This is a genomic window from Hydrogenophaga sedimenti, from assembly GCF_051857515.1.
Taxonomy (GTDB): Bacteria; Pseudomonadota; Gammaproteobacteria; order Burkholderiales; family Burkholderiaceae_C; genus Hydrogenophaga.
The window spans coordinates 427650-449714 of record NZ_JBPZHA010000001.1; the positions used below are offsets into that span (position 1 = coordinate 427650).

10 protein-coding genes are annotated in these 22065 nt (G+C 70.5%); 2 read left to right on the forward strand and 8 right to left on the reverse strand.

Annotated elements, in window-relative coordinates:
* Positions 1 to 31: 31 nt before the first annotated feature.
* The 6 genes from ACS5NL_RS02035 to ACS5NL_RS02060 are packed head-to-tail and all read right to left on the reverse strand — an operon-like array spanning position 32 to position 11510.
* Entirely contained in the window at positions 32 to 2275 is a 2244-nt protein-coding gene (locus tag ACS5NL_RS02035; RefSeq protein ID WP_439351900.1) for a TrbL/VirB6 family protein, read from the reverse strand.
* Positions 2276 to 2292: 17 nt separating this feature from the next.
* The gene (locus ACS5NL_RS02040) at positions 2293 to 4584 is read right to left on the reverse strand and encodes a hypothetical protein (RefSeq protein ID WP_439351901.1); all 2292 of its coding nucleotides are present in this window, start codon (positions 4582 to 4584) and stop codon (positions 2293 to 2295) included.
* Positions 4585 to 4598: 14 nt separating this feature from the next.
* Positions 4599 to 6782, reverse strand: coding sequence for a hypothetical protein (locus tag ACS5NL_RS02045; protein ID WP_439351902.1), 2184 nt, complete (start codon positions 6780 to 6782; stop codon positions 4599 to 4601).
* A gap of 42 nt (positions 6783 to 6824) precedes the next feature.
* A complete protein-coding gene (locus ACS5NL_RS02050) occupies positions 6825 to 7496 on the reverse strand; it encodes a hypothetical protein (RefSeq protein WP_439351903.1) in 672 nt (223 codons plus the stop codon).
* Entirely contained in the window at positions 7493 to 9259 is a 1767-nt protein-coding gene (locus ACS5NL_RS02055) for a hypothetical protein (RefSeq protein WP_439351904.1), read from the reverse strand. The genes ACS5NL_RS02050 and ACS5NL_RS02055 overlap by 4 nt, the downstream gene beginning before the upstream one ends.
* Position 9260: 1 nt before the next feature.
* Positions 9261 to 11510, reverse strand: coding sequence for a hypothetical protein (locus ACS5NL_RS02060; RefSeq protein ID WP_439351905.1), 2250 nt, complete (start codon positions 11508 to 11510; stop codon positions 9261 to 9263).
* 182 nt (positions 11511 to 11692) lie between these two features.
* Between ACS5NL_RS02060 and ACS5NL_RS02065 the strand changes: the two genes are divergently transcribed.
* Positions 11693 to 12301 carry a M15 family metallopeptidase gene (locus tag ACS5NL_RS02065; protein ID WP_439351906.1) on the forward strand — a complete coding sequence of 203 codons (609 nt, stop codon included), beginning with the start codon at positions 11693 to 11695 and terminating at the stop codon, positions 12299 to 12301.
* A gap of 113 nt (positions 12302 to 12414) precedes the next feature.
* Positions 12415 to 13734 carry a DUF3422 family protein gene (locus ACS5NL_RS02070; RefSeq protein ID WP_439351907.1) on the forward strand — a complete coding sequence of 440 codons (1320 nt, stop codon included), beginning with the start codon at positions 12415 to 12417 and terminating at the stop codon, positions 13732 to 13734.
* A 90-nt stretch (positions 13735 to 13824) separates the two neighbouring features.
* Here ACS5NL_RS02070 and pbpC read toward each other — a convergent pair whose 3' ends face one another.
* Both pbpC and ACS5NL_RS02080 read right to left on the reverse strand, forming a co-directional pair.
* A complete protein-coding gene (gene pbpC, locus ACS5NL_RS02075) occupies positions 13825 to 16020 on the reverse strand; it encodes a penicillin-binding protein 1C (protein WP_439351909.1) in 2196 nt (731 codons plus the stop codon).
* Positions 16017 to 22004 (reverse strand): alpha-2-macroglobulin family protein, encoded by a 5988-nt coding sequence (locus tag ACS5NL_RS02080; protein ID WP_439351911.1) that lies wholly within the window; start codon positions 22002 to 22004, stop codon positions 16017 to 16019. The genes pbpC and ACS5NL_RS02080 overlap by 4 nt, the downstream gene beginning before the upstream one ends.
* Positions 22005 to 22065 lie beyond the last annotated feature (61 nt).

Consider the following 22065-nt stretch of genomic DNA (forward strand, 5'->3'; position numbering starts at 1 on the left):
GGCTCCTGGATGCGTTGGGGTTCGGGGGGTCTCAGATCACCACGGTGATCACGTCGTCTTCGGTCTCGACCGGTGCCGGGCGCTCGGTGCGCCCGTCGGTGTGGACCACGGTGAGCTGGTGGCTGAAGCGCTTCTTCGACGGATCGGGGGTCGAGAAGCGCACCCGCGCCTCGGTCATCTCGGGCGTCAGGCGCACGCGCTCGTGGCGGGTGTAGTGGTGGGCCGGATCGGCGTAGTTCACGTCCAGCATCGCGGCGCGCACCGTGCTGAAGTCGACGATCGGGAAAATGGTCAGGTCCAGCGAGCCCGGGTAGGGGTCGTCCACGACCACCGAGGTGGCGCGTGTGGTGACCGCGGGCTGTTCGACCACGCTGCCGTCCTTGAGGTGGTGGCGCACCTGGTAGCGCCAGCTGCGCGTGGAGGCCGGCGAGATCCGCAGCTTCCATTCCAGCGCGGCCGGGGTCGCGGCGACGATGCGGCCGCTCTTTTCGCGTTTCCAGCCGCTCGGGTCTTCGTAGGCCATCTCGACCTCGGCGAAGTCGATCACGCCGGGATCGAGGCGGCCGGGTTCGACGCGCAGCTGCAGGAAACCGATCGACTCCATCGGGTTGAGCACCAGGGTGCGGTCGTCGCTGGCCACCACGCGTGGCGCGTCGTGGCTGAAGTGCTCGCCCTCCCAGCCGCTGGTGGGGTCGAAGTGGTACTGCGCCTGCCAGGCGTAGGTCTGGTCCTTGCGCAGGTTGACGACGAACTCCACCGACTTGGCCGCGTGGTCGTCCGCGCTGAACACGAAGTCCTGGCGCCGGTGGTTGTTCGGATCGCCGACCGGTCCGTAGTCCAGCTGCAGGTGGATCTCTTTGAGGCCCAGGCTCTCGAACGCGAACGGCGCCTTGGCCTCGATCTTGAGCGTCTGGAAGAACGGGTCGTCGAGGTCGATCTCCACGAAGTAGGGCGGCCGGTTGAGCTCGCGCGCCATCAGGCCGATGAAGCCCTGCGGTGCGTAGCTGCGCTGCTGGGCTTCGGCGCGGTTGTATTCGAAGGTCGCGGTGCGGCGCTCCTCCTGCCGGATCGAGCGCAGCCGGAACGCGGCCACGGCCTCGTCGCGCCGCGGTGCGCCGGCCGCGGTGCGGTCGGCCGCCGCGGCGACCGGCGTGGCACCGCTGCGCGAGCCGGCGCCGCCGGGCGGCGGGGTGCTGGTCGCCGGTTCGCCCGAACCTTCGGTCGGGCTGCTGCCGGCGCTGGCGCCTTCGGCCGCGCCGGTGGCGCCCAGACCGGTTGCGGCCGGGCCGTGTCCGGTGCCTTCGGTGGGGCTGGGGCCGGGATCGGTGGTGGCGGGTGCCGCGGGCGTGGCGCCCGGGCGTTCGGGGGCCGGCGGTTGTGGCGGGCGCAGCTGCTCGCCCAGGAGGCGCACCTGGTCGAGCGAGGCCGCGGCGGCTGCGGTGGCGGCCAGGGTGCCGGGCGTGAGCGCCGGGGTGAACCAGGTGTTGAGCACCTGGGCCTTGAAGAAGTCCAGCGCTTCCTTGACGCGGGCTTCGTTCTCGGGCGTTCCGGTCATGTCGGCGACCTCGATCTTGATCGCGCCGCTGCGCACCAGCCGCTCGAACCCGGTGTCGATGCCGGCCCGCACAAAGCCCCGCTGGCCGTCGGCCGAGGTGCTGAAGTGGGTGAACACCTGGTTGAAGTCGGCGGTGATCTTGACGTTGAAGGCCGGGCGCAGGCCGGTGTACTTCAGGTCGTAGATCACGCCGATGGGCGTGGTGCCGTCCTTGAGCGCCTTCTCCAGGATGGTCGCGCCTTCGGCCGACAGCTCCAGGCTGAACACGGCGGTGTTGTGGCCGGCCAGCGAAGGTTTTCCCGCGCCCAGGATGCTCTCGACCGCGTTGAACGAGCCTTCGGGTGCGGTCGCCGACGTGGTGGCCCGCGTGCCGCCCGAACCCTGCAGGTTGAGCGCCACGCAGCTGACCGTGCCGTCGTCGAACGGCACCGGCGCCAGGCGGGGCCGGCCGCGGCTGATCGAGGCCAGGCGTTCGACCACCCGGCGCTCCAGGTCGGGGTCCAGCCGGAGCTGGGTCTCGATCATCAGGAAGCCGCCGCCGCGCCGTGCCGAACCGGCGCGGTTCTTGTACTTGAGGTAGGTGAACTGGGTGCGCTGGTCGGCGTCGCGCCGGGCCAGGGTCACCGGTCCCGGCAGGTACCAGAACTGGGACGGATCGGCGTGGTCGCGAAACACCGTGACGCCTTCGATCGAGATCGAACGTGAATCGAGTTGCAGCATGGGAGCCTCGCGGAAGGTCAGTTGGGGATGTGCAGCAGGAGGTCGGTCGCGTTGCTGGCGGTCCAGTCGGTGACCTTGCTGAGGCCGTTCTCGAACAGCCAGCGCACGCTGTACTCGAAGCGCATGCGGTCGGGGTCGAGGTAGTCGTACTCGAACTCGCCCGAGCTCTGGCCGTTCTCGAACACCAGCTCGTCGGCGAACGACAGGCCGCCGGCGAAGTCCTCGAAGCGCAGCGAGACGGTCGCTTTGCGCAGGTGGCGCGGCCCGAAGTCCGCCGGTGCCCGCACGGTGACGATGCGCCGTCCCTTGGCATCGGTCTTGATCGCGATGCGGCTGGCGTTGGTCATCGACTCGGGCAGCTCGACGAAGCGGCTGTCCTTGTATTGCAGGCTGATCCGGTAGAACACCGACTTCAGCGCCGGGTTGCGCAGGTCCACCGCAAAGGCCTTGGAGCTGGCGCCTTCGGTGAAGCTCATCGACTCCTCGACCAGCACGTTGTTGGCCGGGTCCTCGTAGCGGAAGTCGACGAAGGCCTCCTGCACCTGCGTCCAGTCGACGCTGGGCACCACCTGCACCACGCGCCGCGTGGGAAACGGGTTGCGCACCGTGACCTGGGTCTCGTCGCTGGCCTGCCAGCCGTGTTCGACATCGCGGTTGTCGAGCGCGCGGAAGACCTTCTTCACCTCGAAGGTGGTCTTGTCCGGGTCGAGCACGAACATCTTCCAGTTGGCCGAGGGCGCCTCCTTGGTCAGTCGAAGGGTGTCGTGCTGGGCGATCTCGTGGGCGTCGTCGGTGTAGCGCAGCTGCACCTCGACCGAGCTGTAGCGCTCCCAGGGGAAGTTCTCCGCCATCACCGGGACCGTGATCAGGTTGTAGAGGTCGCGCGGCACGATCTCCACGTTGTCGATGTCCACGTTCCAGGGCTTGCTCTTGAGGCGGGCCGGGCGCTTGGTGGCATCGACGTTCTTGAAGGTCACCTCGTATTCCATCGCCACGTCGCGCAGCGGCTTGCCGGCGTCGATCTGGCTGAACCACTCGAACTTGGTCTCCAGCGCCGCGGGCGTCAGCAGCGCGTTCTGCGGCTTGTCGCCGTAGGCCGCCCGCACGTTGATGCTGGCGATGTCGTCGGCGGCCAGGTCGTTGCGCGCGGTGACGCGCAGCTTGCGCTTCTTGAACCATTCGTTGTCGAGCGAGACCTGCTTGACGAAATGGTCCATCGGCACGCGGCCGTCGCGCAGCGTCTTGAACAGCGACTGCAGGTGGCCCTGCGGGTGGATGTGCTTCTTCACCGCCACGCGCTCGGAGAAGTTGACGTTGAGCGCCTTCTTGTCCATGCGCTTGTAGTCCATGCGCTTGTAGCTGAAGCTGGGCATGAGGCCGGCGGCCGGTCCGCCCGCGGCCTGCGCCGACTGGGCGGCGGCGAAGCGGCCCACGGCGTCCATGGCGCGCTCCCAGTCGGGCTTCTTCTCGGGTGTCCAGGGCGGCAGGCTGACGTTGAAGAAGGCCTCGGTGATCATCGAGCGCACCTGGGCCAGCGCGGCGTCGCGCCGGTCGATGATGCCCTTGGTGTCGTCGCCTTCGGCCACGAAGGTGTCGGCTTCGAGCACGATGGCGCGCTTGTCGATCAGCTCGTCGACCGCCTTGCCGATCTCGGTCGAGAAGACCAGGAAGCTGGCCGAGAAGCTCTCGTCCATGTGCTTCTGCACCCGGTCCCAGTCCACCTTGAGGCGGATGTTGTAGGCCGGGCGCAGGCCCAGGAACTCCAGCGAATAGACCACCGCCACCGGCAGGATCTCGCCGTCGAGCACCTGCTGCATGACGGTGAAACCGTCCTGGTCGAGTTGCACCGAAAACGCCGCCTGGTTGTCGCCATAGAGCGAGGGGTTGGCGCTGTGGTCCATCTTCAGCACGAACTGCGGCCCGGCGGCCGTGGCCGGTGTGCCCGTCGGCGGGGGCGCCGCGCTGTCCTTGCCCAGCATCATCAGCCGCACCGTGCCGCCTTCGAGCGGGATCGGGGCGATGCGCGGCGCGTTGCGCAGGTTCTCGGCGTTAGCGATCTCGCGCGCCAGGTCGTCGATCTGGGCCTGGCTCGCGCCCACGTTGCAGTCGAAGTTCAGGAAACCGCCGTTGCCGGCGTCGCCCCGGAAGCCCAGCAGCATGAACTGCGGAATGTCCAGGCCGAGCGCGCTGTCGCGCAGGGTGGTCAGGTGCGGCGCCGTGGGCATGTAGTACCACTGCTCCGGATCGGCGTGGTCGGGGAACACCGACAGGCCGTTGATGGTGCGTGAGCGGGTGTCGAGCAGCAGCATGGCATCTCTCCCGATCAGGCCGGCACTTCGAGGAACAGCGACAGGTCGGACTGGCGGGTCGGCCCCACCACCTTCTTGCTGCCGTCCTTGAGGAAATAGGTGGTGGTGGCTTCGTACTCGGTTTTAGCCGCGTCCTTGAGCGCCACCTTCCAGCTCTTCTCGGTGTCGCCCGCCTTGAAGCGCAGCTCGGTGCGGCTGGTCACGCCGTTGGCCGCGTCTTCGTAGCCGAGCGCCACGTTGACCAGCTTGGCCTTGTCCCAGTCCATCAGGTCGGGCACCACGCTCACCGTGAGGAACTCCACCGTGCCGCTGCCCAGGGTGATGGTGGAGCGCTTGGCCACCGTCTCGGGCAGTTCCTTCATCTTGCCGTCCTTGAACAGCACGGTCGCGGTGTAGCGCACCTCGCCCAGGGCATCGTCGATCACCGGGAAGGTCCAGTCGTCGGCCGGGTTGTCCTTGTTGAGGTTCTTGTTGACGCGCTGGCGGTAGTTGTTGCCCGCGTCTTCGTAGACCGCGTCGACCGTGATGCTGTCGACTTCGTTGACCAGGTCGCCGACCGCGCGGAAGCTGATGGTCTTCATGGCGCTGAACGGGTCGTCGATGTAGAGCTGGTTGGCGGTCTGCTCGCGCACCGGTCCCTTGATCTCGCGACCGTCGACCATCTGGTAGACCACCTGCACCTGGACCGGCCCGGTGCGGCGCTGCTCGATGACCTGGCGCACGCTGAAGGTGTTGCTGGCCTTGGTCATGTTGAACTTGGCCTCGAACGGCCGGGCGCCGCCGGCGTAGCTCACCGTGATCTGGGCGCGGTCGACCTGGCCGAAGTTGATGTCGCCGGGGGCGATGTCCAGGGCCAGGATGCCCAGGTCGTCGACGTTGATGGTGAGGTTGGTGTCGTCGGTCTCGACCTCGGGGCTCCTGAAGACGAAGGCACTGCCCTTGTAGTTGACGGTGTAGGCGTACTTGAACTTGCGGATGCCCTGGTGCACGAAGCACTCGAACTTGGCCACCGCGTCGGGGCTGGTGAAGGTGAACTCCTGCGTCTTGGCGTTGGGGCCGTGCGGGTAGCTGATCTTCACTTCCACGCTGTGGATCGGCAGGTCGGCGAAGCTGGCGTTGACGCGCATGTTGACCTGCACCGTCTTGAGGAACTCGTCGACGCTGAGCTTGCTGTAGTAGTCCTCCCACTTCACCGGCTTGCCGTCGGCGCCCTTGAGCGAGGTGACGGTGGGCAGCTGGCCCTGCGGCGCCTTGTTGGTGATGATGGTCTTGGCCTCGCTCCACTCCACGCGCACGTTGGCGATCTGGCTCTTGTTGATGGTGCGGCGGATGTCCTCGATGTCCTGGCCTTCCTGCAGCGCCTTCACGTTGGGGTCGACCTCGGCGATCTCCTTGAGCAGGTTGCGCTGCACGGCGGCTTCGAGCTGCTTGTTGATCAGCGCACGCACATCGCCCTCGAGCTTGGCGTTTTCCTCGGGCGAGAGGTTGGGGGCCTGGGTGAACTCGAAGTGGGTCTTGGTGACGTCGTTCTTGTAGCGGCTGGAGCTGACCACCTCGGTGTAGCTGTCCTCGCTCCAGAAGTTGTCCTCGGTGTTGATGTCCTGGAAGAAGCTGTAGAACTCGGAGGCGTTCCAGGTGCCCCAGGCGCTCATCTCGGGCAGGCGCACGTAGTGGTCGAGCTTGTAGACCACGGTCACGGCGCTGGCCGATCCGGTGCTCAGGGTCTCCTTGAAGATGGCGGTGCCGAGTTCCGACAGTTCCATCATGAAAGACGCCACGTTGCGGCCGTACAGCGAGGGCTTGCCGGCGCCGCGCACCTTCTCCACCAGGGCGCCGCCTTCGCTCAGCAGCAGCTCCACGGTGCCGCCGGTCCAGAGGATGGGCGCGATCTGGACCTTGGGCGGTGGCACCCCGCGGTTCTTGTATTTCGCGTCGACCTCCTTCTGCAGCTCCGCCGTGATCTTGGCCAGCGCGTCGTCGGGCACGGTGAGCTCGGCGTCGAACGCGACGAAGCCGCCGAACTTCTTGCCGCCGTCCTCGCGCAGCTGCCCGTACTCCACGAAGCGCAGCGCCAGGCCGCCGCTGTCCATGCGCGCGAAGGTGGGGCGGTTGGGGTAGACGTAGAAGGTGTGGTCGTTCTGGTGGTCGCCGTGGACCTGGAAACCCAGCAGTTGGCGAACGTTGTCGAGTTGCATCATGGTGAAAGTCCTCGGTGGGTGGAAGGGACGTGAAGGGGCGGGTCAGGGTTTGGGCAATCCCCACAGCGCGGCATCGCCGAAGCTCTCCGTGGCGGCGGGCCCGGCGGGGCTGGTGGTGTGGGTGGCGGACACGCTGGCGCTGGCTTCGGTGCGCAGGCCGGCGAAGAGGCCTTCGGGGTCGGCGCTGTCGAGGCTGGCCTCGGCGCTGAAGCTCGACTGGGCGTCCAGCGTGCTGTGGTGCACCGGGGCGTGCGCGGCCGTCAGGCGGTAGGCGACGCCCATCCAGCCGGCTTCGCCGGCGGCGGCCTTGAGCAGGCGCTCGGCCTGTTCGGGGCTGAGCATCAGGCTGAACGCGGCCTGGAAGGGGGCGACGCCCGACGAGGCGGTGGTGGCGGCGGTGGTCCACTGGCCGGTGCCGTCACCGAAACGCAGCTCGGCGGTGCCGGCGACCAGGGGCTGCGGCACCAGCGTGATCTGTTCCGGTGCGCAACGCTGCTGCGTGGCCAGCGCGGCGCGGACCCGGTCCTGCGCGGCCTGTGGTGCCTCCCACAGGGCGGTGAACGACAGCATGTTCACGCTGCCGGCCCGGATGAAGCTGAACTGGGCCTGTCCGTCTTCGGTGCGCGCCAGCGAAGGCCGCGCGGGCCGGTAGGCGAAGGTGTTCGGTTCACCGGGCGAGGCGGTGAGGACGAGGCCGTGCATTTCCGCGCTCATGGCGTGCTCCTGGTGGGTGCCTGGCTGCTGCGAAGCTGCAGCGCCTGAGCGGGTGAGAGGGCGGCCGACCAGGCGGTCTGGCCGGCCCAGCGCCAGCGGTAGCCGCTGCGGAACGGGGACAGCGCGGTCCAGCCCCAGTCCGCCGCGGGGGCGACGGGTGTGAGGCGCCACAGGCTGCGCCGGCCGGGCTCCTCGGTGCGGTCCTCGGGCGCCAGCTCGACCAGCACCTGCGGGGCGCCGTCGTCGAATTCGCAGCGCAGGGACAGGGTGCGTGCGCCGCTGCCCTCGAAGCTGAAGGCATCCAGGTAGAGGCCGGCGTCGGTGACGGCCTGTGGGGCGGCGCTGCAGCTGCGGTCGCCGGCCAGGGCGGTCGCGGTCAGCGTGCCGTCCTGCAGGTCGCGGGGCAGGGCGAGGGCCAGGCGGTGGCGCTCACCGTCCACCTGGCCGCGCACGGTCCAGGCCTTGCCGTTGCGCAGCCCCTGGCAATGCACCTCGACGCGCGCCTCGCGCAGCAGGGCCGCGTCGACTTCCACGCACAGCAGGTGCAGACCCAGGGCCTCCGGGCCGATGACCAGGTGGCGCTGGTCGGCGGTCTGCAGCGGTCCCTGCACCAGCTCGGGCTGGTGGCCGTTCAGGACAAACGTGCTGGCCTTCCACTGGTAGTGCAAGGGCTCGTCCGGCGCGAGGCGCAGGTTCAGTGAGAACGGGGCGTCGTCGGCCGGCAGCGGGGCCGACGCCTGGCTGCTGAACGGCCGGGCGGGGGGATGGGGCGGAGCGGTCAGTTCCAGCTGCGTGCGCAGCAGGCCCGCGCGCGGCCCGGGCAGGTTGGGCAATGCGGTGATGGCGTGCCACCCGCTGCCCAGGGCCGGCACGCTGTGGCGGCGCACCAGCGACCCGGCCCATTGCGCCGGCGCCAGCTCGCGCAGCGGCGCCAGCGGGTCGGCCTCGATGGGCAGCAGGCGGGGACAGAGCAGCGGCTCGGCGAGGTTCCACGACACCTGGCCCGGTGGCATGCGGTCGGCGTCGAAGACCAGTCGCGCCCCGCCCGCCGGTTCGTCGGCCGGGCCGGGCCACAGCGCGCCAAAGCGTTCGACCAGCCGGTCCAGCAGCGCCTCGGTGGCCTGCGCCCGGTGGGAGAGCGGCACGTCGCGCAGGGCCGGGAAGCCCAGGGACTCGGGGGCATCGAGCAAGCGGTCGCGCAAGGCGGAGAGCGGTCCGTCGGTTGCCGGCAAGGCGGCACGCAAGGCCGCCGGGTCGACGGCCAGCGTCAGGGGCCAGCGCTCGGCGAGGCCGCGCGCCCGCACCCAGGCCTGCGCGCCCACCGCCAGCAGGCCGGTCTGCAACGCGCCTTCGAACAGCGTGGTGGCCGGGCCATCGAGCCGCAGCGTGAGGCCCATGGCGCGCAGCCCCGCGATGTCCAGGGGCTGCAGGGCCGTCACCTCGGGCGGCAGCGAGAGCGCCTCGGCCGCGTGCAGGCGCAGCCAGGCGGCTTCGGCGGGCAAGGTGCTCAGGCCGGGCGGCGCGTCCGGCGCCAGTTCCCGCAGCGCATCGAGGTCGAAATCGGCCTCGAAGCCCAGCTGCAGCAGCGAGAAGTTTTCCAGGCCGGCGTCGCCGCGGTCCTGCTCGTAGATGTCGAGCCGGAACGAGGCCGTGCGCAGCCGTCGCGGCGCGGCCATGAAGCGCCCGGGCTGTTCGAACACCGCATAGACCGGCCGCCCCGCCCGGTGGGTGGGGGCGTGCCAGTCGGGGCGGCCGGCGAACATCTCAGTTCCCGCCGGTGAAGGGCACGAAGAGCAGACCGAGGTCGCTCTTGCGCCAGCCGTCGCTCTGCTGCGCGCCGGAGCCGAAGACCACGGTCTGGCGGAACTCGTACTGGCCCTCGGTGTCGCGCCGCAGCAGCACGTCCATCAGCGCCACCGGCACGTCCACCGTTTCTTCGAGTTTGGTCGCGCCCAGGCGCACGCTCTTGTTGCCGCGGAACTCGATGATCACCAGCCGGATGGCCTTGTCGGGCGCCTGCGCGCTGGCCAGCACCTCGGCGTCGGTCATGACGGTGATGCTGCGCGCGGTCTCCTGCGCCACGCTGTTGTCGAAGGTCTGTTCGAACAGCGCCTTGGCGTCGGGCACGGCGGTGATGGCCGAGGTGTCGAAGATCGCGTCGGGCACGCTGGCGGGTGCAACGGTCGCCGGCCAGGGCTCGGCCGGAACCACCTGGAACGCGAGTTCTCCGCCGGCGGGCAGCTCGACCGGCTGGCCCAGGTCCAGGCCCTCGGCGCGGGCCGCCACCATGAGGCCGTCGCGGCTCAGCCAGACCGGCAGCGCCGGGATGTGCAGCGTGCCACCGGTCTGGTTCAGCAGCTGCACCGCCACCGATCCGGTGGCCGGGTCGGGGGTCTCGGTGGTCTGGAACAGCTCGCCTTCGAGCGTGTGGAAGTTCAGCTCCACCGGCACCAGGATCTCGCCGCCCAGCCCGGTGGACACGGCCACATTGCCCTGCAGCAGCGCGGCCGACTGCGGCGCCATCAGGGCGGCGAACACGTCCTGGAAGTCGTCGAGGGCGAACCGCTCGCTGAGCTGAAAGCCGTTGGCCAGGTCGACCTGCGCGGCCACCTCGACCGTCTGCAGGCGGCCGCCGCGCGGCAGACCCAGCCGCAGCACCGACGGCGCCAGCAGCGGCTCCAGCGTGATCTCGCCCGGCGGCAGACCGGTGGTGGGCAGCTTGCCCTTCAGAACCTCTTTTGCCAGCAACAGGCGCTTGCCGTCGGTCACGGGCCGCACGTCAGCGATCAGCTCCACGGCCGACTTCGGCGTGGTGGCGGGCGCCGCACCGGGATCGGCCGCCGGTGCGTCGGTCGACTGGTCGACCACGAAGGCCAGCGCGGGCTTGAAGGGTGCGTGTTCGGTGCGCGCCAGCCGGAAGGCGTCGGGCAGGAAGTAGAAGCGGGTGGGGTTGCTGCTGCTCTGCAGGTAGCTGTGGTGGCGCGTGCTGCGCCCCGGGGCGGTGTACGGCACGCTGTGCATCTGCAGGCTGGCCACCGTGCCGGCGCTGGGGCTGCCGCCGGGATAGAGGTAGCCGTGCAGCCCGCTGTCGAACCACAGCGGGATTTCCACCGGCTGGGTCTGGGACTGGGAGCGGAACTGCGGTGGCGGGACGAGCGGCTCGGCGACGATGGTCGCCACCAGCGCCGGATCGATCTGGAACCGCCGGCGCAGCATCACCTGCCGGTCCACGGCCAGGGTCGCGCTGGCCAGGTGCATGGCGGCCCCCGCTTCCATGAGCTGGGGATGGAACACCCCGCCCGGCCGCGGCGGGCGCACCGGTATCGGCCGGGGTGGCCGAGGGGGCGTCGGCACCGGCGGCGCCGGTGGTGGCGGGGCCTCGGCGGGAATCGCGACCGAGACCGTGAAGCTTCTCTGCAGCGTCAGGCTGGCGCCCGCGCTCTGCGCCATGAATGCGCCCAGCAGTTCGTCGCGTTCGGCCAGACCCAGGCGCAGCACCACGACCGGGCCGCGCGCATCGTGGATCAGCTCGCTCGCGGGCAGCCGCCGTTCGATCGACGAGCCGGGCATGCGAAAGTGCAAGGCCGCGCTGAGCTGGTGCGGCAGGACCTGCGCCGTGCGCGCCGCGTCGCCCAGCTCGGGCGCCGCAAAGCCCTCCAGCCCCAGGCTCACCACCCACTGGCCGCTGGCCTGCGGATCGAGCACCACGTTCACGTCGTAGCGTCCCGGGGCGGTGGTCCGCAGCCGGTAGCGCGGCAGGTGGTAGCGCAGATCGCCCGCCGCGCTCTCGAACAGCGTGGTGTCGCCGGGCTGTGCGACGGGGCTGATGGGATTCGGCGAGCTGGCGCGATCAAAGCCGCGCGAGGCCACCAAGTCAAACAGTTCGGGGCGGATGCGGTCCAGGCGCATGCGCGCCATGCCCGGGTCCAGGCGCACGGCGCGCACCACGCCGGCTTCCGGTCGCAGCGGCGCCACCATGACGTGCTGGAGGTCGACAAATCGGTCGGTGGGCATGGCAACAACTCCGGTTGAGAGCACCGCGGGATCAAGCGTGGGCGGATTCTGGAAGTCGTGCCTGTGCGTCACAACCCTACATTGGGGGACGCCGGTGTCAGCGCGTCCACTGGTTGGTGGATGTGGGGCCACCGGTGCGGACCTAGAGTGGCGCCATCACCCACTCCCACGGAGGCAGCGACATGGAACTCTCGGAAATGATTCGCGCCATACAAGACGCCCTGCACATCCAGGTCGACGGCCGCGCGGGCGCGGAAACCTGGGGCGCGATCTACGCGGCCCTGGTCAAACCCACGGTCGATGGCGTGGCGCCCGCAGCGGCGATCTCCAGCGTCGACCCACGCAGCGAGACCAACATCGCGACACTGCAGCCCCAGGTGCAGGGACTGGCCCGCGCCCTGGTGCAGAAGGCCGCGGACAACGGCATCGGCATCAAGGTGCTCAGCGGCACGCGCTCCTACGCCGAGCAGGACGCGCTCTACGCGAAGGGCCGCACCGCACCGGGACCCAAGGTCACCAATGCGCGCGGCGGTTATTCGAACCACAACTTCGGCATCGCCTTCGACATCGGGGTCTTCAGCGGCGGCAAGTTCCTGGCCGACTCGCCCAAGTACAAGGCGGTCGGGGTGCTGGGCATGGAGCTGGGCCTGGAGTGGGGCGGCAACTGGACCTCGATCGTCGACCAGCCGCACTTCCAGCTGCGCCCGGCCTGGGCGGCGGGCATGCCCGAGCGCGACATGCTGGCCGAGCTGCGCGACCGGCAGTCCAGGGGCTCGCCGGTGTTCGCGTAGCGGCAACGGCGTTCGGCCACCCACCTCGGAGCCGGGCGCGGTTTTCTTTTTTTGAGCCACTCGGCGGCGCTGTGCCGAGACCCGTGACAGCGGTGTTTCGGCACAATCGGGCCATGAACGCCACGCCCTCCCTGCTGCCCGCCAACGACCCGCAGCGCGAGCTGCTGCACAACGAGGTGCACGCCCGCCCGCCGGCGCGCATCCGGCTGCCGGCGCTGGTGACCTATGTGGCGCTGTTCAACGAAGGCGTGACGCGCGAGCAGGAGTGCGAACACCTGCGCCGCCTGCCGGGCCAGGAGGCGCTGTCGGCCGATCTTCTGAACGCCAACTTCCTGCGCCTGCGCCTGCCCGGCTACACGCTCAAGTGGGAACGGCACACGGAGTTCACCCGCTACTCGATCGTGCAGCCGCTGCCCGAAGGCGCCGGCCTGGGCGCGAGCAACCCCGACCTGCTGGGCTCGCTGGTGACGCCGCCGGGCTGGCTGGCCGGCCTGCCCGGGCGCACCATCGCGGCCATCCAGCTGGCGATGGTCGAGGGCGAGATCACCTCGCCCCACGACGCACTGGCCCAGGCCCGCCACTGGCTGGGCGACCACACCGTGGTGGCCTCGCTGATGGGCAACCAGGGCCACTCGATGGCGGTGACCGATTTCTGGCTGCGCGCCGACGGCTTCGAGCGCCTGCTGGTGATCGGTCCGCCCGACACCTCCGAGACCCGCGCCGGGCGCATCGCCGCGCGGCTGCTGGAGCTGGAGACCTACCGCCTGATGGCGCTGCGCGGCCTGCCCGCGTCCAAGGCGCTGGGGCCGCTGCTCTCGCGCAGCGAGGGCGCGCTGGCCGACATCACGGCGCAGCTGGAGAACAAGAGCAACTCCGACCAGGCCTTGCTGGACACCCTGATCGGCCTGGCCGCCGGTGTCGAGCGTGCGACCGCCGAACAGAGCTACCGCTTCTCGGCCACGCGCGCCTACGACACCCTGGTGCGCGAACGCATCGCCGAGCTGCGCGAGCAGCCGATCCACGGCACGCGGACGCTGGGCGAGTTCATGCAGCGACGCATGTCACCGGCCATGGCAACGGTGCAGTCGACCGCGCACCGCCTGGCCTCGCTGTCCGACCGCGTCACGCGCACCAGCGCGCTGCTGCGCACGCGGGTGGACATCGCGACCGAGGAGCAGAACCAGCAGCTGCTGGCCAAGCTGACCAAGGGGCAGGAACTGCAGCTGAGGTTGCAGAGCACGGTGGAAGGCCTGTCGATCGCGGCCATCTCGTACTACGTGGTCAGCCTGATCCTCTACCTGGGCAAGGCGGGCAAGGAGATGGGCTTGCCCGTCAAGCCGGAGCTGCTGGCCGGCGCGGCGATTCCGCTGGTGCTGTGGTCGGTCTGGTGGACGACCAAGAAGATCCACGAGAAGCTGCACGCTGAACACTGAACCCCCACGCTCCGCCGCTGCGCGGGTCGCTGCCCCCCGAGGGGGCTGATTCGCCTTGGGGCGGCCCGGCGGCGAATCGTTGTCCCTTCGTCACCGCGTGGGTTTTCCCGGCGGTGCACCGCCGTTCTTCACCCCCGCCCCGCGCACCTCGATGCGCACGCTGTCGAGCAGTTCGCCGCGCGCGTTCACGAGTTCGATGCGGTGCCGGCCCGGCCAGGGCATCCATTGCACTTCCTGCCCCTTGCCCAGCGGCTTGCCGTCCACGCGCCAGCGCACATCGCCGGTCTCGGCCTTGAGGGTCAGGCGCTGGTGGGCCGGCGGAATGTCGGGGTCGATGGCGAGGATGGTGCCGGTGGTCGGGCTGACGATGCGCGGGCGCAGTTCCGGCGCGCCACTGTCTCCGCCCGTGCCCAGCGCGAACAGCGGCTGTTCGGTGCCGGCGATGAACCACTCGCGGCGCGCCGGTTCGAGCTGCTGGCCGAAGCGCACGGTCTGCGCGACCAGCCCGGCGGGTGGCGCCGGCGCGCGGCTGGGCTGGCGCTCGTGCAGCCAGCGCACCAGGCCGGCCCAGACCGGCGCCGCGCCGGTGGTGCCACTGACGTCGCCCATGGGCGCGCCGCTGGCGTTGCCGACCCAGGCGCCCACGGTGTAGCGCTGCGACCAGCCCACGGCCCAGTTGTCGCGCATGTCCTTGCTGGTGCCGGTTTTCACGGCGGTCCAGACGCGCGTGGCCAGCAGGCTGTCGGTGCCGAAGGTGGCGGCGCGGGCGTTGGCGTCCGACAGGATGTCGCCCACGATGAAGGCCGCGCCGGGGTCGAGCACCGGCTCGCTGCGCACCGCGTTGCGCGGGCCGGCCAGCAGCGGCGCGACCGGACCATGGCGGCCCTGGTTGGCCAGGGTGCGGTAGGCGTTGGTGAGTGAAAGCAGGGTGACCTCGGCGCTGCCCAGCGCCAGGCCCAGGCCGTAGTAGTCGCCGCTCTCGCGCAGCGGCAGGCCCAGGCGCAGCAGCTGCGCCGCGAAGTCCTCGGGAGACACCATGGCCAGGGTGCGCACGGCCGGGATGTTGAGCGATGACGCGAGCGCGGTGCGCACCGACACCCAGCCGCGAAAGTTCCGGTCGTAGTTCTGCGGGATGTAGAGGCCGCCGGCGGTCGGGATGTGGGTCGGCGCGTCCTCGATCAACGAGGCCGCGCTCAGGCGCTTCTCGCCGATCGCCTGCGCGTAGAGGAAGGGCTTGAGGGTGGAGCCGGGCTGGCGCAGCGCGGTCACGCCGTCGACCTCGGCCGCCTGGCTCAGCAGGCCCGAGGAGCCGACCCAGGCCAGCACCTCGCCGCTGGTGTTGTCGAGCACGACCACCGCGCCGTCTTCCACGCGCCGGCCCAGCAGCGAGCGCAGTTGCCGTTGCAGCAGCGTCTGCGCCTCGCGCTGCAGCGGCGCCCAGAGCGTGGTGCGGATCTGCGGCGGTGCGGCGCGGGTGCCGGCCTGCTGGCGCCACTCGGCCAGCGCGCGCCGTGTCGCGTGCGGCGCATCGCCTTCGCTGGCGGCCCAGCGCCGTTCGCGCAGCACCGTGCCGCTGAGCAACCGCACCGACAGGCAGTCGGCCTTGGCGCCCTGCGCGCGCGCCATCGCCTGCTGCACCTCGCAGGCGCGTTCGGCCACGCGTTCGGGCGCGGCGTTGGGCGCGCGCACCAGCGCGGCGGTGATCGCGGCCTCGTCGGCATCCAGCCCGTGCGGCGCCTTGGCGAACAGGCTGCGCGAGAGCGCGTCGATGCCCACGAGCTCGCTGCGGAACGGCACCCGGTTGAGATAGGCCTCCAGGATCTGGTCCTTGCGCCAGCGCGTCTCCAGCCACTGCGCCCACACGGCCTGCCCGGCCTTCTGCGTCCAGCTGCGGCCCTGCGTGCCGGCCTTCAGGTCACCGTCCAGCAGGCCGGCGAGCTGCATGGTGATGGTCGAGGCGCCGCGGGTGCGCGTGTTCCACAGGTTGCCCCAGGCGGCCGACGCGACCGCCTGCCAGTCCACGCCCGCGTGCTCGTAGAAGCGCCGGTCTTCGCTGTAGACCAGGGCGCTGCGCAGCGCGGGCGAGACCTCGGACAGCGGAACCCAGGCGCCCTGGCGCACGGAAGGGTCGGTGCGCTGGCGCTGCAGCACCTCGCCGTGGCGGTCGAGAAACAGGGTCTCGGAGGTCGGGTGCGCGGCCTTCACTTCGGCGAAGCTCGGCAGGGCGCTGGCCGGCAGCGCGAAGCTCCCGGCCAGCGCCCCGACCAGCAGCGCCCGTCGTTTCACTTCGCCTCGACCTTCACCGGCGCGTTGGGCAGTTCGCCGAACACCTCGGGCGCGTACATCGCCTCGATGCGCGTCGGCGGCAGCGCGAACGTGCCCACGTTGTTGAGCCGCACCGTGTACTCGGTCTTGAAGCTGCCGGCCGAGAGGTGGTCGTAGTAACTGCGGAAGGCCTCGAAGCTGCGCTCCTCGAACACCGGCCAGCCCTTGCCCGAGCGCTTCTCGCCCGTGGTCGCGATCTCCGAGTCGCGGCCCAGGCCACTGCCCAGCAGGGTCGCACCGCCCGGGATCGGGTCGCTGAGCACGACCCAGGTCATGTCGGTGCTGGCGTTGACCTCGAGGGTGATGCGCAGCACGTCGCCCTTGCTGAACTTGCCGGCGACGGCCTGCTCGACCGGGGTGATGGTCTTCTTCACCGTGTAGCCGGCCGACATCGGCGCCTTGAGCTCGGAGGCCGCGAGCGCCTGCAGCGTGACCCAGGGCTTGCCGCTGCCCTGGTGCGTCACCGCGAGCGACGAGGCGCCGTCCTTGGGCCAGGCGAGGGTCGCGCTGTTGTTGCGCCACGGGCCGGTGGCCACGTTGGGATCGGCCTTGGTCGGGCCGACGGTGGCGAAGCCCGCGGCCACCGGGGCCTTGGGATCGGCGCGGCCGACCTTGCTCCAGTCGACCGCGGCGCTGGTGGCACCGAGCGTGGCGCGCGTGCTGCCGGTGACGGGCACCGCCTCGAAGCGGGCCGAGAACTTCTGCAGCGCCAGGCCGCCCCAGAGGTTGGCGGTGGTGGTCGACCAGGCGCCGCGCTGCTGGCGGCCGATGAAGCCGCTGGCGAGGCGGCCCATGTCGTCCTTCCAGGCCGGGTCGTCCATCACGGCCAGCAGCAGGCGCGCGGTGTTGGCGTCGCTGTTCTGCATCAGCCACCACCACTGGTCGTCGGCCTCGGTGCTGAAGACCAGCTTGCTGCCCTGGTAGGACAGCCGCGCGCGCAGGATCTGGTTCGCTTCGGCCAGCTTCTCGTCCCGCTTGGGAATGTCGTTCACCCGGCGCAGCACATTGAGCCAGTCGATCACCGCGTGCGTGGGCCACTGGTTGGGTGTGATCTCGATGCTCTGCAGCAGGCGCGCATTGGCCTTGCCGTAGCGCGAGAGCGCTTCGACCGCGGCCAGCTTGCGCAGGTTCAGGTCCTTGCGCGGGCTCCAGAAGCTGCGCTCGACCTTGCCGGCGACGAAGTTCTCCAGACCGCGCAGCATGGCCGCGCGCGACGCGTCGGGCAGGGTCCAGGCCGGGTCGAGCGACGCCGCCTCGTGCGTGGCGGCCAGCAGGTAGGCCGTCAGCGTGTCGCTGCCCGAGGGCGCGGCGCCGTCGCGCGGCGGGAAGTAGTTCGCCAGCCCGTCGCTGTCCAGGTAGGTCGGCAACTGCGCGAGCACGGTCTGCCAGAGCTTGGGATCGCGCAGGCCGATGGCCTTGGAGGTCTTCTGCTCCAGGCACAGGAACGGGTAGTTCACGAACCATTCGCGCACCGCCGGCAGGCCTTCGGCCAGCGTCGGCTGCAGGCTCATGCGGATGCCGCCGCGCAGCGCGCCCAGGGCGTCGGTCAGCGCGTCGGCCGGCGTGGCCACTGGCAATGTCAGCGGGCCGTCGAGCTGGGCCAGCGTGGCCTGTCGCACCGTCAGCGGCACGGCCGGCAGCACGCGCTGGCTGAGTTTGACCGCGTCGCGCGCCTTGCCGCCCTGGTCCTGCGCCGTCACTTCCCACAGCAGCGCCTCGAAGCGGCCCAGGCCCAGCGGCACCGGCGCGGTCACCTCCCAGCCCACCTCGCGGGTTTCACCGGCGGGGATCTCGACCGTCTGCGCCGGCGTCTCGACCAGGGTCGCGCGCGCGCTGACGTTGACCTTCATCGGCTGCGCCGTCGTGTTGCGCAGGCTGAACTGCGCCATGAAGCGGTCGCCCTCGCGCACCAGCGGCGGCAGGCCGCTGATGATCTGCAGGTCCTGCGTGGCGCGGAATTTGGTCTGGCCGGTGCCGAACAGGCCCGGGCCCGAGTCGGCCACCGCGACCACCTGGAAGCTGCTGATCGCATCGTTCAGCGGCACGCTCACCGTGGCGCGTCCTTGCGCGTCGAGCACCACCGACGGCTTCCACAGCAGCAGGGTGTCGAACAGCTCGCGCGTCGGGCTGTGGCCGCCGCCACCACCGGCCGAGATCGCCTTGCGGCCGTAGTGGCGCCGGCCGATGATTTCCATCTGCGCGGTCGCCGTCTCGACGGCCCAGTTCCGCCGCTGCCACATGCCGGCCAGCAGGTCCCAGGTCGGGTTCGGGCCGAGTTCGAGCAGGGCCTGATCGACGACGGCGAGCGCCACCTCGGCGTTGGCCGCGGGCTGGCCGTTGGGCAGCTTGGCCTGGATGGTCACCTGCGCCTGGCCGCGCACCGGGTAGGCCTCGCGGTCGGTGCTCACGCTGACCTGGATCTCGTGGGCGGCGGTGCCGATCTTCAGTTCGGCCACGCCCAGGCGGTAGGCCGGCTTGCTCAGGTCGACCATCGCGGTCGGCGCCACGTACTCCTTGCCCTCGTACCAGAAGGCGGTCCACCACTCGCGCGGCGCCTGGTAGCCCCAGGTGAAGAAGCTGTACCAGGGCACCTCGCGCAGCCGCCCGCGCAGCGCCATCACGCTCACGTACACGTTCGGTCCCCAGCCGGGTTCGACCTTGAGGTCGATGGTCGGGTCTTCGCCGTTGAGCTGCACCACCTTGGTGTCGATGATGCCTTCGCGCTCGACGCTGACCAGGGCGGTCGCGAAGCGGAACGGCATGCGCACCTGCAGCCGCGCGGTCTCGCCGGGTTCGTAGCGCTTCTTCTCGGGCACCACGTCCATGCGGTCGTGGTCCTCGCCGCCGAACCAGAGCTCGCCCTGGCGCGTGACGTAGACCGAGGCGGCGCTCTGGTGCGCGTGGCCTTCGCTGTCCTTGGCGACCACGGTCAGCTCGACCTCGCCGGCGTCGTCGAGCTTCGCTTCGCACAGCAGCAGGCCGCGCGCATCGCTCTTGCCCGAGCAGATGCTGCCCAGGTCTTTCGAGGTGGTCTTGTTGTCGTACGTGTAGAAGCCGCCGACCATGCGCTTGCGCGTGGTGGTCGTGGTCTTGACCGAGGCGCGCACCTCCAGCGCCACATTGGCCGCCGGCTTGCCCTCCAGGGTCAGCGCCAGCGCCTGGAAGCGCGCCTGCTGCCGGGTCGAGACCCAGCCTTCGGTCTTGATGCCGGCGACCACGGCGGCGGGCCAGAGCGTGGTGACGTGGCGCAGGGTCTGCGTCTCGCCGTTGGGGTCGGCGTAGCTGGCCTCGATCAGCAACTGCTGCGGCGAGGTGACGGCCGGCAGGTCCTTGATCTCGGTGCGGCCGCGGCCGTTCTTGTCCAGCGTCAGCGGCAGCTTGTCGGCGACCAGCTTCTGCGCCGCGTCGGCGCCGTCTTCGCCATCGTCGTGGCCGTCTTGCGCGCGGTTCGCGGCGCGCGGCGGGTCGAAGCTGAAGCCCTCGTAGCCGGGGAACGAGAGCGACTTGCGGCGCATCAGCGCCGAGACCTGGGTCGCGAGATGGCCCGCGCTGCCGCCCGAGAGATAGCTCACCTGCAGGTCGACCGGCGTGCTGGTCGCCGCCACCAGCGGCTTCTTGTCGTTGGCGCCGAGCTGGCCCTGCAGCACCGGCAGCCGGAACTCCTCGACCCGGAACTGCGCGCTGTCCAGGATCTCGGTGCCCTGGCGGCCCAGCGACTGCGAGAGCTGCACCGTGTAGACGCCCAGCCGCGCCGAGGGCGGGATGGCGAACTCGCTGGTCGCGCTCAGGCCACCGGTCGCGGTCTTGCGCCAGGCCACGGGCTGGCGGAACTCCTGGCCGCTGCCCTGGTGGGTGACGATGAGTTCGCCACTCTTGAGGTCGGGCACATGGAAGCCCTTCATGTCCTCGGTGCGCAGGAAGTGCTTCATCGACAGCGTCTCGCCCGCGCGCAGCAGGGCGCGATCCAGCACGGTGTGGGCGCGCTGGGTGGCGCTGGAGAGGTCGCCGGTCGGCAGGTCGAAGCGCCAGGCCTCGATGCCGCGGTTCCAGTCGCTCCAGGTGAAGGCCAGGTCGTCCACGCCGTCGGCCGATTTCGCGCGCGCGCTGACGAACCAGGCGCCGCCGCCTTCCTCCGCGTCGCCTTCCGCCTGGCCGTTGTTGCACATCGGTGCCCGCGCCGGCACACCGTCGAGCTTCACCACGCCCTGCGCATCGGTCTGGCCCTTGGCGACCAGCTTGCCGCGGCAGTCGGACACCTGCACCGCCGCACCCGCGACCGGCTTGCCCTTGTCCAGCGTCGTGACCCAGGCCAGCGCGTTCTCACGCCCGAGCTTGAAGTGCACGCCCAGGTTGGTCACCAGCGCCGAGCTGCGCACATACATCGTGCGGCCCTCGCCGTGGCGCTCATCGAGCAGCGAGCGGCCCAGCCGCGGCGAGGCGATCTCGACCACGTGGAAGCCCGGCTGCAGCGGGATGCCGACCACCTCCATCGGCCGCGGATCGCCTGCGGGCGCCTTCGGCAGGTCCAGCGGCTTCACATTCGGCAGGCCCTGCAGCAGGCCGAGCATGCGCGACTCGACCCAGTTCTTGTTGTCCTTGTCGATCACCTTGGGCAGGGGCGTCTTCGCCCACTGCGCGGCCAGCTTGCGCTCCACCGTGCCTTCGTGGAAGGTGGTCACGCGTTGGTACCAGGCAATGATCTCGGCGTCGCTGGAGAGCTTGAGGTCGCTGACCTTGCTGCCGCTGACCGCGAGGCCCAGCGCCTTGAGTTCGGGCTCGACGTTGCGCACCGTGATCGGCAGCAGCGCCGCGCCGCCGGGCTCGGCCAGCCGCTCGACCACGCCGAAGGGCGCGGCCGCGAACTTCACCAACGGCGGCATCAGGCCGGTCGCGACCTTGAGCGGGAACTGGCTGGCGTTGGCGGGCGCGCGGCCCGAGGCGTCAACCAGGCCCTTGGGCAGCTCGACCGTGTAGCTCGCCTTCTCGGTCAGCGTGGGCGCGAAGTCCACGCCGTCGACCGCGTCGTCCCCTTGTGCGCCGTCGTCGAGTTTGGGTGTCAGGGCCTCGCCGCCGGCGGCGGGCCTGAGCCGGACCTCCAGCGCCTGTTTCGCGGTGACCGGGGCGTTGAAGCGCAGCGACATGCCACGCAGTGGCAGGCAGGGCGACTGCGCGTTTTCGCGCTCGCAACTGAACGTGACCTTGAAGGGCTCACGCACGGTGAAGTTCAGGCGCTGGTCCTGCCGGGTCGCGACGCCGTTGGGTGTGGCCACGCCCTTGCCCAGCACCAGCCGCAGCTTGGCGGCGGGCGTGAGCTGGCGCTGGCAGGCGAGGGCGACGACCTGATCGGCCGGAATGTCCTTGCGGTCCCAGCCGCGCGCCTTGATCAGTTGCTCGCGCTCGCCGCCGGTGATCAGCTTCACGGCGATGCGTTCGCCCAGCCCGTCCATGCCGCACCAGGCGTTGGCCTGGACGCTCTCGGGCGCGACCGCACCGTTGAAGCGCAGCAGGAAGTACTGGCTCTCTTCGATGGTCTGGCCATCGGACGGCGCGCTTTGGCGCACCGTCGGGCCACCGGTCTCAAAGGCGAAGTGCTGTCTGCCGGCCAGCGGCTTGCCGTCGACCGCGACGAAGCCCGGCGCGACCTGGAGCGTGCACTTCACGCCCGGTGGCAGCGGCTGCTGGAAGTCGTAGACCCAGGCGCGGTCGTTGATCCAGCGGCCCGTGCCGGCCGAGGCCTGGGGTTCGTTGCAGCTCAGCTGCAGCGGCGCGGCCGCGTTGGGGCTGCCGAAATTCACCGCGGAGGCGTCGAACTTCGCGACCACCTGCCGCACCCTGGCGACCTCGCCCTGCGGGCTCAGGTCGGTGATCTGCACCGCCGATGCCGGGCCGGCCCACGCCAGCCCCAGCCCCATCCACACCAGCGCCCTGCGCACCCGGAACACCATGCTGTTTCCCCATCCTGTTTTCGAATGGGCGCAAGCCTAACGCAGTTGCCCGCGCGCGGGC

Bases quoted from the DNA above. Each gene is read 5' to 3' on its own strand.
- ACS5NL_RS02035 (WP_439351900.1), bottom strand. From the start codon at position 2,275: ATGCTGCAACTCGATTCACGTTCGATCTCGATCGAAGGCGTCACGGTG.
- ACS5NL_RS02040 (WP_439351901.1), bottom strand. From the start codon at position 4,584: ATGCTGCTGCTCGACACCCGCTCACGCACCATCAACGGCCTGTCGGTG.
- ACS5NL_RS02045 (WP_439351902.1), bottom strand. From the start codon at position 6,782: ATGATGCAACTCGACAACGTTCGCCAACTGCTGGGTTTCCAGGTCCAC.
- ACS5NL_RS02050 (WP_439351903.1), bottom strand. From the start codon at position 7,496: ATGAGCGCGGAAATGCACGGCCTCGTCCTCACCGCCTCGCCCGGTGAA.
- ACS5NL_RS02055 (WP_439351904.1), bottom strand. From the start codon at position 9,259: ATGTTCGCCGGCCGCCCCGACTGGCACGCCCCCACCCACCGGGCGGGG.
- ACS5NL_RS02060 (WP_439351905.1), bottom strand. From the start codon at position 11,510: ATGCCCACCGACCGATTTGTCGACCTCCAGCACGTCATGGTGGCGCCG.
- ACS5NL_RS02065 (WP_439351906.1), top strand. From the start codon at position 11,693: ATGGAACTCTCGGAAATGATTCGCGCCATACAAGACGCCCTGCACATC.
- ACS5NL_RS02070 (WP_439351907.1), top strand. From the start codon at position 12,415: ATGAACGCCACGCCCTCCCTGCTGCCCGCCAACGACCCGCAGCGCGAG.
- ACS5NL_RS02080 (WP_439351911.1), bottom strand. From the start codon at position 22,004: ATGGTGTTCCGGGTGCGCAGGGCGCTGGTGTGGATGGGGCTGGGGCTG.